The organism is Gimesia sp., from assembly GCF_048260065.1.
GTDB lineage: Bacteria > Planctomycetota > Planctomycetia > Planctomycetales > Planctomycetaceae > Gimesia.
On sequence record NZ_JBLXHC010000002.1, the window covers coordinates 201,760 to 216,134 of the forward strand.

Sequence of the window (14,375 nt, forward strand, 5' to 3'; positions counted from 1 at the left end):
TGTTCTCTTTGATAGTTGAAATTTCTAACATTCCATGGAAAAGTGCAAAACGGTTCGAGGGGTTTTGTTGAATGAAGGGGATCAGGTGTTGCTGGTGCGGCATCTGTCTGCGTTGCCCGCTGATTCGACACAGCCGAAGGTGTCAGCTTACTGGGGGCTTCCTGGTGGGGAGATTGCAGATGGGGAATCGGAGGTAGAGGCGTTGCAGCGGGAGTTGCAGGATGTACTGGGGTTGAGTGAGGTAGCGATCGGACATCGGTTTTGTGTAAGTGAGAGCCGGGCAAAACTCACTGGCGGCGGTTCTATCGTTAGTCGTGAGGCGTACTATGTCTGTCGGATGAAAGAGGCGCTTGATCTGAATCGCGAAGGTTTATCGGAATCGGAGCAGCAGGAGATGCGAGAGATTCGCTGGTGGTCGCGGGAAGAACTGGCAGAGTCATCAGAAATTATGCCGCCTGTGGCGTTATCTAAGATTGTGGAGATGGCCTGCTCTAAGGAGTGAGAAACAGCACGGTTGTGGGATAGAAGCCGGGGTTATTCTTTAATCAGCCGAACAGGGATTGCCAGAGGGCGTTGACACGGTTGTTGATTTCATTCGGGTTGAGATGAAATGCACGGGCTGGAGGATGGTCTGACCAGGACCAGCGGCCGGCGACTTTGCCCGACTGATTGACGGCGATGGTTGCGTGTGTGTCGCCGCGGTGCCAGGTGCGCAGGGTAAAGAGTTGCACGCTCCCCTGTTGTGCTGAGCGTGGGTTGTCCGCGGTGAGCATCGTGGTGGAATTCAGGAGTGTGCCCCGTATTTGAGAAATGGCGTCGGGAGCACGCCCCAGTTGCGCGTCCGCTTCTGCTGTGGAAATTCCCAGGGGGATGCGGGCAGTGATGGATTCCAGTTCGGTTACCTGGTGGCGGGGGGCGTGTTTGAAGAAGATGCCGACCGTCACCAACAGCAGGAAATCCAGTGATGCGAGAATCAATGTCAGATAATGTTTCTTTCGAAGATACATTGGCTTGAAAACTCCCGTCTGCGAACTGGCTGCCTTGATTGTATCTATCTTAAACCTGCGCTGCTGAATTGTCACGTTGAATTTGAATTCTGCTGCGCGCTGTTCATCTGAGTTGAGTCGGGGGAGATCGGGTAGACTGGGACTGGAAATCTCTTTTTTCTGTGGGAAGACACCTGCGCACTGCCGGGCAAGCCGACAGCGGGCATCCGGTGCTTTGAGGAATCTCCACATACTTTCTGGGGGGATTCCGGGAGTGTTTCTGCAATTTTACTTCTGCAAAGCGAGGCATATCACATGAAGAACCAGGTAGATGAATTCTGTGGTCAGCGAACAGGATTATCGATAATGGCTCGGAGGAGGCAAGCGGAGATCAACAAAAACCGTGGCGATACGAATCGACAGGAGTTGACAGCAGGGCGAACCGGACGCGAGAAGTGCGCCAAGGTATGGCGATGGTGTGGCGATAGTGTGGCGACAGGCTGATTAATTTTATGCAGGTGTTGGAGCAAATCGCGTTAAGACCAGCGGGTTTTATAGTGCGAATATTTTTCCGTATTCGTAAACTTCACCTGATCCAGTAGTGGATCGCGCGCGACACACGAATAAACGCTGATTTTGCCGCGCGGAAAGCAGGAGTCAAGTCGAATTTCTTCAGCAGGAAGTGAACAGGATGAGGTCACTTAAATCAGTTTTGCATACGATCCCAGGCGTTGAGCAGAAAGTTGCCTCGTTTGACTTTGGTGGCCGGCGATTTTTGTTCTTCTGCCTGTTGTACCTGTTTCGCCAGCTGACGCGGATCGAGGGTGCCCTGCTCGAGTTGCTGCAGTCCCTGTTCCCAGGCCGCCTTTACAGATTGAGTCAGCGGTTCGTTGAGCCGGGCGTTGTAGTCGTTGAAAAACCCTTTTGTCGCGAAATAGAGGGCAGCGGGGATAGCCGGGTCCGAATCGGTGATTTTGATGTCGTTGAAGAAGCTGACCAGTTGACGATAACGCACGAGGGTTTGCAGCAGGAGCTCGGGATCGAGGTCGGCGGCGGTGGTCGACTGCTGCTTGGCGAGTGCGGCTGCATAGCCGGCGGCTTCACCGGTCTGCAGGAAGACCGGTTCCAGACGAATGGCGCCCCAGGCGATGTGAGTCGCGGAGAGACAGACGGGGACCAGCAGATTGTCAATGCCCTGTGGCAGCAGAGCGCGATAGGGGATCTGCGACGGACGGGATTCTTCGGTGAGGATCAGTTTGCCGTCGTACTTGAATCCGGGGCGACTGTCCGTCGTGCAGGAATGCGAGTCCATGTACCAGTCGGTCACGGCGATGCTGTCCGGGTGGATGGGAGTCCGGCGGTAGTCTTCTGTCAGCATGCCATCATTTTCATTGAAGACATGACGACCCACAATGCGGCGGGCTTCGCGGACATACATTTCGTAGGGAACGTGATCGTGGTCGGCGTATTCATCTTTGGGGAGCCCCCATTCGAGGTACTTCTTCCGCTGCGCTGCGGGGATCGATTCATCATGCTGCAGAAACCACATCAGCCCCAGACCGAAGTCGAGATGCTGCTGAATGATCTGCTCGCGAGCGGACCAGTCGGCTTCGGGGTATTCGTGATTCTGACCCGGCATGATCGGGCTGTTGACGTGCGACTTGTGATTGGGGCCACGACTGGCGGGGATGTAGCGGCGGTGAAAGTTGAGATAATCCTCGCGATTGTAGCTGGCCGGTTTGGGGATCGGGAGTCGATTGGCGGGATCGGATGTCACGCAGAACCGATAGTTATAAGCCTGGACGGCACCATCGGCGGTGAATGGGCTGGTGGGGTCCATACTCCCCTGCCTTGCTCCGTAGACGCGAATATTGACACCCTCTTTGACGATGCTCTCGGGGCGGTGACCATCGATGTTGACGAACACTTTCCCGGCGTGGGGTTCGTTGAATTCGTCCCGGGCTTCGCGACCGACGCGATAGGGAACGTCCGCCAGCGCGAACAGATCGCCTTCGTAGGTCGCATCGACAAAGGTGGTGCCTTTGACCTGGATACTTTCGGGAGTACCAAAGCGATTGAGGGTGACGTCGTTGATGAGCGCACCCTGGCGATTGACTTTGGTGGGGTAATGATTCAAGAGGAGTGTGATGTTCTGTTCCTGCGCGATGAGCCGATTGTATTCGCGTTCGGCGACATGGGGTTCGGCCCAGCCAATCGGGTATTTTTCGTGTGTGTAGCGAATCGTCTGGTGATCGCGGGAGTTTTGACCGAAGGTGTCGATGTAATAGTTTTCAATATTCTCCAGCAGTTCGCTGAAGAGTGGCGAACGGGGGCCGCCGTACAGCGCGTCCCACTGCATCAGACCGTTGGTCATCATGCCACCGAGGTGACCGTTATGCTGCACGAGCAGAACCGAACAACCTTCGCGGGCTGCCCGCACCGCACATGCGACACCGCCACCCGTGCCACCGATGACGACGACGTCGTAAGATTTTCCGTCTACCTCTGCTGCGGGAGTCTCTTTTGCCAGGGTAACCGGTTCCTTCGAGTGTCGGGTGCTAGCTCCGGGAGTCCGTGGTTTCGTTTCCGCAGCGAGCGGAGAAACGGCGACGCGGGTTGCCTGTGGATTGGGGAGTGGGCTGGCGATTGGTTTTTCCGCCATACTGATTTCGGGGAATCCGGACGCTTTTGTGCCGGCTCGTTCTTCAGTGGCGATTTCCACAGGGATCAGCTGCAGGCCATCGACGACGACATAGCCATCGGCGCCGGTATTGGAGATTGTGATGTGCGCCGGCTGCCCTGCTTCGAAGTGAAATTCACCCAAAGAAACCGGGATGCGATTGACGAGCGCGGGTTGCCTTTGATTGACGAGGACCGTTTTTTCTCCGTCTGCACTTTGGATGGTGACCGGCACTTTGGTGGAACGATTCTCATGCCAGGTATAGAGCAACCGGACTTCGTAGTCGCCGGTCTGTTTAATCTTCGGCGAGAAGCGGGCGGTTTTCTTACCGCGTTCTTTGTTGTTATCGTGAGTGTAAGTCGGTCCCAGGGGCGATGGCTGGCGATTGCTTTCACTCCAGCCACCGGTGTATTCCGCAGCGGAATCATCGAGGACAATTCCGGGCAGTTTTTCTGCCGTGGTGATGACGCGCGCCTGGGGTTGACCGCGTTTGACGGGCGAAGGCCAGTCGAGCAGTTGACCATCAGCGAGGAGTTGGGTGCGGAGACGCTGATAGTTGATTTCCTGAATCGGGGAGTCGGCGTCGATGGCCTGGCTGGCAGCAGTGGCAGCAGACTGGCTGAGAATCATGAGGACCGGTTCCATGCGGGTGGAACCAAAGGCGACATGACTGGCGGAGATCGCAAAGGTGACCAGCAGGTTGTTGCATTCGGAGGCTTTAGGAACGATTGCATCGAAGCCGATGGGATACGGACCGCGAGTGCCGGTGTGGCCGAGCAGTTTGCCTTCGCGGATCATCATGCCTTCATGAGCGATGCGACGGATTTCGTGGATGTCGACTCCATAAGAGGCCAGTCCGACAGATCGGGGGGCGACTTCGGTGTGACGACAGTGATGTTCGGTCATGACCAGGTCGGAGATCATCCGCCGTGACTCGCGAATATAAAGCTGATGCGGCCAGCCGCCGTTATCGAGGAATTCGTCTTTGCAGAGACCGTACTGGCTGATCTGCTGACGGACTTTTTCGGGAACGCGGGGGTCTGTCTTCAGAAAATGATACAGGCCGCGAGCGTAGTTCTCGTGTTCTTTGATGATTTTCTGACGCTCTGCATGGCTGGCTTCGGTGTAGCCTTTGTTTCCGCCAACGTAGTTCAAGCCGAAGTAAGCCGTGTTGAAATCGAATTTGCCATTAGGGAGTGCATCATGTTTGGTGAACCAGCGGAGGTCCATATCATCGCCGGCTTTCTGACAGGCCTGGATATAACGGGCGACAATTTCATAGCGGGCCGGATCGTAGTTGGCAGGAGGTTGAATGGGGATACGGTTCGCGGGTTGATCGGTGACGCAGAGTCGGAAGCAATAAGCCTGCACACCGGGGGCGGCTTCACCATGAGTACCGAGCTCCCCTTCTTCGATTAAAGGTAACAGACCACTTTCCGGATTGCCGGGAATGCGATAAGGATCGAGCGGAATGGAACGATCCCATAAGCCACGACGATCTTTGCGGCGACCGATGGCATCGACTTTTCCAAAATGAACCTGGGGGATTTCATGATACTGAATACCATTCAACGTTTCGTTGTACTGCGAATTGGCTTCGCGGGTCAGCGAATAAGAAACACCGGCGGCTGCGAGCAGATCGCCTTCGTAGGTGGTGTCGATAAACATTTTTGCGTTGATGCGAGTCCCTTTTTCGGTGATCAGGGTTTGAATGTTCGGTCCCTGTTTGATGACTTTTTTGAGCGGCTCTCCTTTAAGAACGGTCACGCCGGCTTCTTTGATCATCTCATCGAAGACCTGTTCGGCGACATGCGGTTCGAGCTGTGTTTCGAGAGGCTTGTTGTATTTGCGGCCGATACGCTGATAGAACTCGCGTGCCATGCCGGCGACGGTGGCGGCTTTCCCCATGTCGGAAAAGCTGAGACCGCCCGAACTCATCCCCCCCAGATGCTGACCCGGTTCAATAAGAATGGCCTGCTTTCCGAGGCGGGCTGCTTTGACGGCTGCGACAACGCCTCCCGAAGTTCCGCCATAAACGCAGATGTCGACACTGTGCTCGGGTTGATCAGCGGAGATCGGTTGCAGGGAAATCAGAGAGCAGAAGAGGAGAGTGAAAACAATAACGAAGTTGCGAGGCATGGCAGGAACTCAATCTTTCTCGGGGAGCGATACCGGGTTAAGACTTGCAGATGACGTTTGTGTTCGGGTCAGTCCTGTAAGATCCATTTCAATGGAAATCGAGCGATTGTCAAGGCAGTTGTGTCGTAACCGTCATTTTTAAAGCCACCATCTTCGTAGAAACAGAAGATCGTGCCATCGGGTAACGCCGCTAAATCGCTGTAGCCGCTGATACCGGGTTCGAGGACCTGCTTGCCGGTCCAGGTCTGACAGTCATCGAAACTGACCTGCAGTGTCAGGTTTTTCCGATCGCGATTGGGCTTTCTGCGTTTGGTTTTGTTTTCCAGGTTGTCCGGGTTCGCGAAGACGATGGCATTCTTCGACTGTGATTTACTGGCGGGGAGACGCAGGATGCTGGCCATGCAGACCGGTTCGAGGAGTTGATCGTCAAAATGTTTGTTGGTCCAGTTGGTGGCACCATTGTCACTCACGGCAACCAGACGCCGATGCGGCTCTGATTCGGTACGGATATTAACCAGGACCTGATTGTTGAATAACTGGACGGCGACGGTTTCGCTGGGATTCACAACAGTCTCGCCGGCGACGGTGTCTCCCTGTTTGACGATGATGTCGCCGCGTTGCCAGGTCTTGCCGTGATCGTCGCTGAAGATGGTGGCGACGCTGGACGGACGGTGTTTTTTACCCCCCGTCGAAAGCCAGACAGGCACGAGCAGCCGACCGTTCTGTAATTGAATGCCATGACCGGGGCCGGTGGCGATGACGTTCCAGTCGTATTCCTTACGGAACTGTTCGAAGACACTCGTGATTTCGACGGGATCACTGAAAGTCTTGCCGTCGTCTTTGCTGTCGATATAAAAACAGCGACCGTAGTTTTCACAATACAGCAGATGAACCTGACCGGTCTGGGCATCATCAAAGGCAACCACATTGTTGACCGTGTTTTCTTTAGCATCGTGAATTGTCTGAGGAGCATCCCAGGTTTTGCCGCCATCAGTACTGCGGCGCATGAGGATGTCAATGTTAGCCCAGTCGCCGGATGTTTTACGGGCTTCACAGTAAGCCAGGAGTGTGCCCTTCTTTGTGGAGATGATGCCGGGGATACGATAGTGATGGTACTGGCCGTCGCGTGCTTCAAATAAAACGGTCTTCTGCAGATCGTCTGCCTGGCTGTGTTGCAGCGGCGAGAGAATTACGAACAGTGAGAGGGAGAAAAACAACATGGAGCGCAGTGGAAGGTGTGTCATTTTACCGGTTTCCCGTCTAAGGTTAATAATATTATTGTTGCGATATTATTATCTCTTCTGTAATATTATAAAAGTACGAACAGAATTGAAAGCATAAAACGTATTTTTTCAAACGAATGAGATTCCTCTATGAAACCGGCGATTGTGGATCTGGCCGAGCGGATTCAGACTGATATCCAGGCGCGCAAGCTGAAACCCGGCGATCCTTATTTTACCACCAGTGAGACAGCTCGCTCTTTTCAGGTAAGTGGAACTACCGCGAACCGGGCGTTGCAGTTACTGACACAGCGTCGCGTGCTGGTTCGCAAACAACGGGCGGGGACCTTCATTGCCGAACCGGATGAAGAACAGTCACACGGATTGAAGTGTGTGCATCTGGTGGTGGATCAGAAATTTCTGGAACGTGAAGGATTGCTGGCAGATGGAATCGTGATTGGCATTCAGCGGGAACTGCCGGACGCGGAGTTGCAGTTCAACTTTCTACCCCACCGGGAGGAAGAAGCCTATGTGGAGGAGATTGTCAATCGCGCGTTGAAGTCGAGTGAGCCGGAAGGCTTCGTGTTACAGCGAGCTCAAGTCGGGGTGCAGCGAATTCTGGAAGAGAGCGGCCTCCCTGCTGTGGTGAACGGGTTACTGCAGCCTTCGATCAGTGGGCTGGCTCAGATCGATCGCGACCAGAAACAGATAGGTCGTCTGCTGGTTCAGGAACTGTTGCGAAAGAAATGTGCCAGGATTCTGGTTGTACTGCGGGATCAGGTAACAGCGGGAGATCATCAACTGCTGGATGCGATTCTCCAGGAAATGTACGCTGCTGGTCTGGGACTGGATCAACTTGCGATTCGTTGTCTGCCCGCTGATGACCGGGCGATTCAGGCGGCTGCTTTGGAAGTACTTCAGCAGTCGACCGGCAAGCTGGGGGTGTTGTGTCGTTCTGAACCGGCTGCCCGCGCGATTGCAGAGAGTGTGTCCGAACAGTCGCTGCCTAAAAGCAGGCGTCCGGTGCTGGTCGTGGCAGACCGGTTTGCCCGTGATCAGTCAGACTGCCCATTTCCTTACATCCGCGCCTGCCTTTCTCCCGTCGCGTATGGACAGGAGATCGGCAGAATGCTGCTGCGACAGGTCAACGGGGAAGACGCGTTTTCGATGGAGACGCGCGTCGAAGTAGAACTGGTTCAACCGATCAAAGCGTCTCCCGGCTGAAACCGGTTTATCGGGCACAGCCTGAAAGATCGATGATCTGTTCGGGACCCTGAATGAAAATGGTCTGAATGTTCTGTGCATCGAGATTGAGGCAGTTCAGATTCACGACACGGAGGTTGCTGTTATCGTAGGTACGGAAGTAGTAATGCCGATTGGTCAGATCGGAGACGCCGGTCCACATGGTGTAGTCGCCGACGACTTTGCCCTGCTCGACTCCACGGGCGGAACCTTTGGGGATATCGAACTGGTTGAGAATATGAAAGGTCTGCAGAACGCCGTCGTGAGCCGTCTGGACGGGAAAGGCGGTTGTGGAAAAAGCGACGGCGCGCACGAACCGGGATGGCGGTGTAAAGTCGCCGGGCAGTCCGAGCATGCCACTTCCCTGGCCGAAGCCTTTGATAGAGACGTCGTCGACTTTGATATCAGTAATGTTATTTGTGAGCAGGTTGACGTAGTTGCTGAGATTGGTCATCTGCCAGTCGAAGGTGGGAGCGTTGGTGAGAACGCCCAGCGGGTTCTGATAAATGTTCAATTTACCTTTAACGTATTCGATAACAATGGATTTTCCGCTGGCGTCGTTCACGATGTAATGAAATGGGGGAACGCCTCCGAGTTGCGGCATGACGACTTTACCGACTTTGATCTGTTTGATGGATGTAGTAACTTCTTCCACGGTCTGACAGGTGCCCAGCAGATAGAGTGGGACTTCGACAGGACTGATCGATTTGTCGGTATCCTGTGCTGTGAGGTCCTGATATTCGGCATATCCGGGAAAATAGAAGATGCCGACATGCAGTCCTTTTTCGTTAATGCCGTCTACAATGACCGGGAGGTCAAAGGCATTCATGCCGACCATGCCGTACTGAGAAGTCCAATGCAGCCCCGGCTGCTGATTCGGAGTGCTGCCGACATTCTCCCGCTGACGGGGAACGATAATGATGTTTGACTGCAGGTCTTGTGCAAATTCCAATGTACGACCGAAAATGGCTGATCCATCTTTGGGTTTAATGGTAATTCCCGTGCAGGCAGAAGTAATTGATGAAGGGATAATGAGTGTTGAAAGTATGACCGCCGGGGCAACGATCAATCCGATGAGGCGTTTCACTGTAGTTCTCCGAGAATTTGACTGTGAATCATGACGATTCGGTTTTTAAATCTGTAGCGCAGTTCGTTTTCCGGAGGTGATTTCGAGGGGATGATACTCCGGTACTCTCTCAATCGACTTGATCGCAGAGAGAAAATGAGTGGGTACGCGAACTATGTGGGAGATCTCAGGGATTGCGAAACAGAATAGCGACAATGCCGATTAGCCTGTCTCCAGGTTTACTGTAGCGTCTCCAAGGTCATTTGGCCCGAATGAGTTCTTTGCTCTTAGAGTTTTCCATCGCGGAGCATCTCTCGCGCCGCATTGCGACCGCAGGCTCCCATGACGCCGCCTCCGGGATGAGCGGCGCTGCCGCACAGGTAGAGTCCCTTGATGGGGGTGCGGTAATCACTCCACCCGGGGACCGGACGCATATTATACAGTTGATGGGCGGGCATGGCTCCCTGAAAGATATTGCCGCCTGTGAGGCTGAAGGTTCGCTCCAGATCAAGTGGCGAGAGCACCTGTCGATGGAGTACAGACGCAGGGACATTCGGTGCGAATTCAGCGATCCGATTGAGACAACGGTCTGCGAACTCCTCTTTGATTTCGTCCCAGTTTCCACGGGCCAGCTGATACGGAGCATATTGCACGAACAGTGACAGGATATGCTGGCCGGGAGGCGCCAGGGTTGTATCGACGGCTGAGGGAATCGTCATTTCGATGATGGGTTGTATCGACGGTTGACCATACTTGGCATCATCGTAGGCCCGTTCGATCTCTTCACAGGTGGCACCGATGTGGATGGTCCCCCGGTGCTGTGGTCCCGGTTCCTGACAGCCGGGCAGACAGGTGAAATCGGGGAGTTCACTGACGGCAACGTTGATTTTCATACTGGCACTGCTGTAATCGATGCGACCGACGGCGTTCTCGAATGTTTCAGGAAGCGTACCGGTGGGGATCAGTTTTTCAAATGTCACATGCGCGTCAGCATTCGAGGCGACGGAACGGCTGGAGATTATCTCACCCGTTGACAGGCGAATGCCAGAGATCTGCTGACCTGAGATCAGAATTTCTTCCACCGTCACACCCGTGCGAATTTCAACACCGGCTGCTTTCGCAGAGGCTGCCATCGCCTGGCTTAATGCTCCCATGCCCCCTTCCACGTAACCCCAGACCCCGCGTGCGCCGCCGGCAGAGCCCATTACGTGGTGCAGTAAAACATAAGCGGTACCCGGAGCGGACGGAGGTTGAAAAGTGCCGATAATCGCGTCAGTGGCCAGAGTGGCTTTGAGGATATCGGATTCGAACCAGCGGTTGAGGATGGGGAGGGCCGGTCCGGTGAGCAGCTCGATTGCTTCGGGGATCGTTTCCCCCAGTCTTTTCAATGACTGATGTAAATGGTAGGCGGTTTTCGTGTCGCGGAGTTTCTTGATGAAGCCGACGGACCGCCAGCTGGCAGGGAGTGGCAACAGATCGGGGGGCGTCTGCATCAGCGCAGGTTCCAGGGACTCGGCGATTTTTTCCAGCATCGCTTCATAGCGGGGAAACTGTTCTGCGTCGCGTGGGCTGAACTGTGCGATCTGTTCCTGATTCTGTTGCAGGTCAGGGCCCAGCAGCAGGGATCTGCCATCCGTTCCGGGAGTGAAAGAACTGGGATTGCGCGGCAGGACGCGGTAACCGTAACGCGCCAGTTGCATTTCCTGTTCGATTTCGGGGAGCAGCAGGCTGACCAGATAGGAAGCAGTAGAAACCTTGAAGCCGGGCCAGAGTTCCTCGGTGACGCAGGCACCGCCCACCAGATCGCGGCGTTCAAGTACCAGAGTCTTCCACCCCTGCCGAGCCAGTTGATGGGCACAAACCAGTCCATTATGCCCTGCTCCGATAATCACGCAATCATACATTGATGTTTGTTCCGTTTGAGTAGGAAATCGACACACTGATCAGATTGTATTATGAGAAAAATCGGGCGATGTGCCAGTGAGAGAGCAACGCTATACATGGGGTTATGGTTGTCTCCTAAAAAATGAATTCGATTTTTTAGGGTCTGTGTACAGTCGCTTCGGAGCCCGTTATGATTTCTCTTACACCTCAATCTCAATGAATCTTACGAGCTAAATCTGAAATGATTATAAGGACAGGAATGAATCGAATCCGGTTTTCAGGCATATTGCTACTGGGAGTATTTCTGTGTGTCGGCTGTGGACGTTCTGCCTCTGCACCAAAGGCTACGGCCCCGATGACTCCCGAAGAAGCCGCACTTGATATCGTGACAGCCATCTATACGATCAGCGCCGAAGTACAGAAAAAAGTACCTCAGAACTGGGACGATCTCGAAGCTTACGCTTCCACCCTGCAGGATCCCGCACGTCAGGATGCCCTGGATGCCATTAAGAAAATCAAAAGTATGAACTACAAGGTGACCTGGGGCATTGATGCGAAAGTCATTCGCGAACGAAATGCCAAAGCAGGCGAATTTGTCATTATTGAATCTCCGGATGGTCAACTTAAATCGACTTATGGCGGCGTGATTCTGAAAAAACCTTCAGCGAAAGAGTCAGACGAAAAGCAGCTGGAGAAACAGGAATCTGACAAAACAGAAACAGATGCCACGACAACTCAATGACTCAATGAGTTGAGTATGATCGCTTATTCCACAATGGAAAATGTGCTTCCGAAATTACTTTAGAAATAACCGACCAATTTTAACAACGGGTGAATTCATGCGACTGATTTCTCTGATGTGTTTACTGTTCTGCGTCCTGCTTTCTCCAGTTTCGGCCGCCGATTTAAAACTGGAAAAGATTCCAGGAGCGAAACCTAAAAACGTGGTTTTCATCCTGGCCGATGATCATCGTTATGATGTAATGGGTTTTCTGGGGCATCCGTGGGTAGAGACTCCGGCGATGGATGCGATGGCGAAAGAGGGAGTGTACTTCAAAAACGCGATGGTGACCACATCGCTCTGTTCGCCCAGTCGTGCCTCGATTTTAACCGGGCAGTATATGCACAATCATGGAGTTGTGGATAACAATGTTCCCGCAAAGCCGGGCACGATCTTCTTCCCTCAGTATCTGCAGCAGGCCGGTTATAAGACCGGGTTCTTTGGAAAATGGCATATGGGGGGGCATTCCGATGATCCACGGCCCGGTTTTGATAAATGGATTTCCTTTCGCGGACAGGGGCATTATTATCCGCCGGAACATCTGAAAAACTGGACGTTGAACATCGATGGAAAATCAGTGCCTCAGAAAGGGTATATCACGGATGAACTGACGGATTACGCCATCGAGTGGCTGGATGATACTGTGAAGCCGAGTGGTAAACCGTTCTTCGTTTATCTGTCTCATAAAGGCGTGCATGGAATGTTCCACCCGGCGGAGCGGCATGCGGGGCGTTACAAAGATAAGTCGATGCCGATCCCTAAGACGATGGAGAACACCTCTGAGAATTACTTCAACAAGCCGATGTGGCTCAAAAACCAGCGGAACAGCTGGCACGGGGTCGACTTCGCGTATCATCAGGATACAGACATTGAAGAACATTATCGCCTGTATTGTGAAGCACTGCTGAGTGTTGACGAATCGATTGCCCGCGTCAGGAATTGGTTGAAAGACAACGGCCTGGCAGAGAATACGCTGGTCATGTACATGGGGGACAACGGGTTCCAGTGGGGCGAACATGGCCTGATCGACAAACGGACTGCCTATGAAGCTTCCATGCGTGTGCCTCTGGTCGGGGTCTGTCCCGGTCTCTGGAAACCGGGAACCGTGATCAATGAAGTGGTTGCGAATATTGATATCGGGCCGACCATTCTGGCAGCCGCCGGTTTGAAGACGCCTCCTCAAATGGACGGCCAGAGTTTTCTGCAACTGGCTGCCGGGAAGATGCCTGCGAAAGACTGGCGCCAGAATATTCTCTATGAGTACTACTGGGAATACAATTTCCCTCAAACGCCAACCACGTTTGCGCTACGAACTCCGCGATACAAATTCATTCAATATCACGGCATCTGGGATATTGACGAGCTCTACGATATGGAGAAAGATCCCCACGAAGAGCATAATCTGATCTTCGACAAAGACCAGCAGCAACGCATTCAGAAAATGCGTGCGGAACTGCATGCGATCCTGGAGAAAGCGGATGCCAATCGCGTTCCCTTCAGCCACAAGCGTCGTATGGGGGCCAACCTGCGTCTGAAAAGCGGTTCGAAACCAGCTGATTTTCCGCCCGATTTGATGAGGGAAAAGGACGCGAAGAAATAAGTTGTTGCAAAACACTGTATTTATATTCCATGAAGAATTGCTTCCTCGCTGGTGACAGTCTCAAAAAAAGATTGTCAGCTTCATTTCCGTGATTTAAAATAGCCCTCAGGAGATTGTGGGCCCATTCGTCCTGGCATCTGTGTTTTCAGTTTGATGTACCAGAATTAGGGGGAACGGAAATGAGGGAGTATTATTTCAGGGAACAGCGCACTCAGTATCAGAAATGTCCCGCTTGTCAGGCGGAGATCGAAGTGGACGCAGATCAGTGTCGATTTTGTGACTGTAAAATGGCATCCGTGACGCAGGAATCAGAGCCGGAGTCCTTAACGCTTTCCCGTCCTGAAACAAATGAATCGGCCAGTAGCATTGCCGTCATGATGCTTTTGAACATTGTGGTCAGTCTGGCGGGGGTTTTTGTCACCTCTGCAGATCGGTATCCTGATAAGCCAGCGCATGACCATGAATTTCGACTGACTGAACAGGAAAGTGACTACAACGCGAGCTTGTTTCAGAAGAAGCGTTCGCAGACGGAAGATCGCTTCCATGCACGAGCGGATCGAAATACTGTGACGGAAGCAACATATTCCAACAGGCATAAACCGCAGCGGTTCTAAATGGTTTCGCCGAATCATTACAGTTGACTTTGTTCGCTCATCGAATCTGTCGAACAAGGTCGGCTTTGCGCAGAGAGACGGGAATCGATAATCTATCTTGACAGACGGGGAGACTTCAGCGACAGTTCGAGGAGTCTAATACCGGAATTATGGTTCTGCCTCG

General features: G+C 53.2%; 10 protein-coding genes. 5 read left to right on the forward strand and 5 right to left on the reverse strand.

What is annotated here, in order from left to right:
- Positions 1 to 34 precede the first annotated feature (34 nt).
- Positions 35 to 502, forward strand: a complete 468-nt coding sequence (locus tag ACN0YN_RS03935; RefSeq protein ID WP_417383686.1) for an NUDIX domain-containing protein — start codon at positions 35 to 37, stop codon at positions 500 to 502.
- A 43-nt stretch (positions 503 to 545) separates the two neighbouring features.
- On the opposite strand, the gene ACN0YN_RS03940 is transcribed toward ACN0YN_RS03935, so the two are convergent.
- From ACN0YN_RS03940 to ACN0YN_RS03950, 3 genes are all read right to left on the reverse strand, one after another.
- Positions 546 to 1,238 carry a hypothetical protein gene (locus tag ACN0YN_RS03940; protein ID WP_417383687.1) on the reverse strand — a complete coding sequence of 231 codons (693 nt, stop codon included), beginning with the start codon at positions 1,236 to 1,238 and terminating at the stop codon, positions 546 to 548.
- Between the two features lie 454 nt (positions 1,239 to 1,692).
- Positions 1,693 to 5,805, reverse strand: a complete 4,113-nt coding sequence (locus ACN0YN_RS03945; RefSeq protein WP_417383688.1) for an FAD-dependent oxidoreductase — start codon at positions 5,803 to 5,805, stop codon at positions 1,693 to 1,695.
- A 68-nt stretch (positions 5,806 to 5,873) separates the two neighbouring features.
- Positions 5,874 to 7,049 (reverse strand): sialidase family protein, encoded by a 1,176-nt coding sequence (locus ACN0YN_RS03950; protein ID WP_417383689.1) that lies wholly within the window; start codon positions 7,047 to 7,049, stop codon positions 5,874 to 5,876.
- Positions 7,050 to 7,178: 129 nt separating this feature from the next.
- Here ACN0YN_RS03950 and ACN0YN_RS03955 point away from each other — a divergent pair, with 129 nt between their 5' ends.
- Entirely contained in the window at positions 7,179 to 8,249 is a 1,071-nt protein-coding gene (locus ACN0YN_RS03955; protein WP_417383690.1) for a GntR family transcriptional regulator, read from the forward strand.
- A gap of 7 nt (positions 8,250 to 8,256) precedes the next feature.
- On the opposite strand, the gene ACN0YN_RS03960 is transcribed toward ACN0YN_RS03955, so the two are convergent.
- The gene (locus tag ACN0YN_RS03960; protein WP_417383691.1) at positions 8,257 to 9,354 is read right to left on the reverse strand and encodes a linear amide C-N hydrolase; all 1,098 of its coding nucleotides are present in this window, start codon (positions 9,352 to 9,354) and stop codon (positions 8,257 to 8,259) included.
- Positions 9,355 to 9,620: 266 nt separating this feature from the next.
- Positions 9,621 to 11,237 carry a phytoene desaturase family protein gene (locus ACN0YN_RS03965; RefSeq protein WP_417383692.1) on the reverse strand — a complete coding sequence of 539 codons (1,617 nt, stop codon included), beginning with the start codon at positions 11,235 to 11,237 and terminating at the stop codon, positions 9,621 to 9,623.
- A gap of 239 nt (positions 11,238 to 11,476) precedes the next feature.
- Between ACN0YN_RS03965 and ACN0YN_RS03970 the strand changes: the two genes are divergently transcribed.
- From ACN0YN_RS03970 to ACN0YN_RS03980, 3 genes are all read left to right on the forward strand, one after another.
- Entirely contained in the window at positions 11,477 to 11,959 is a 483-nt protein-coding gene (locus tag ACN0YN_RS03970; protein ID WP_417383693.1) for a hypothetical protein, read from the forward strand.
- 97 nt (positions 11,960 to 12,056) lie between these two features.
- Positions 12,057 to 13,598, forward strand: a complete 1,542-nt coding sequence (locus tag ACN0YN_RS03975; protein WP_417383694.1) for a sulfatase — start codon at positions 12,057 to 12,059, stop codon at positions 13,596 to 13,598.
- 179 nt (positions 13,599 to 13,777) lie between these two features.
- Positions 13,778 to 14,212 (forward strand): hypothetical protein, encoded by a 435-nt coding sequence (locus tag ACN0YN_RS03980; protein ID WP_417383695.1) that lies wholly within the window; start codon positions 13,778 to 13,780, stop codon positions 14,210 to 14,212.
- The last annotated feature ends 163 nt before the right edge of the window (positions 14,213 to 14,375 follow it).

Bases quoted from the DNA above. Each gene is read 5' to 3' on its own strand.
- ACN0YN_RS03975 (WP_417383694.1), top strand. From the start codon at position 12,057: ATGCGACTGATTTCTCTGATGTGTTTACTGTTCTGCGTCCTGCTTTCT.
- ACN0YN_RS03945 (WP_417383688.1), bottom strand. From the start codon at position 5,805: ATGCCTCGCAACTTCGTTATTGTTTTCACTCTCCTCTTCTGCTCTCTG.
- ACN0YN_RS03940 (WP_417383687.1), bottom strand. From the start codon at position 1,238: ATGTGGAGATTCCTCAAAGCACCGGATGCCCGCTGTCGGCTTGCCCGG.
- ACN0YN_RS03955 (WP_417383690.1), top strand. From the start codon at position 7,179: ATGAAACCGGCGATTGTGGATCTGGCCGAGCGGATTCAGACTGATATC.
- ACN0YN_RS03970 (WP_417383693.1), top strand. From the start codon at position 11,477: ATGAATCGAATCCGGTTTTCAGGCATATTGCTACTGGGAGTATTTCTG.
- ACN0YN_RS03965 (WP_417383692.1), bottom strand. From the start codon at position 11,237: ATGTATGATTGCGTGATTATCGGAGCAGGGCATAATGGACTGGTTTGT.
- ACN0YN_RS03935 (WP_417383686.1), top strand. From the start codon at position 35: ATGGAAAAGTGCAAAACGGTTCGAGGGGTTTTGTTGAATGAAGGGGAT.
- ACN0YN_RS03950 (WP_417383689.1), bottom strand. From the start codon at position 7,049: ATGACACACCTTCCACTGCGCTCCATGTTGTTTTTCTCCCTCTCACTG.
- ACN0YN_RS03980 (WP_417383695.1), top strand. From the start codon at position 13,778: ATGAGGGAGTATTATTTCAGGGAACAGCGCACTCAGTATCAGAAATGT.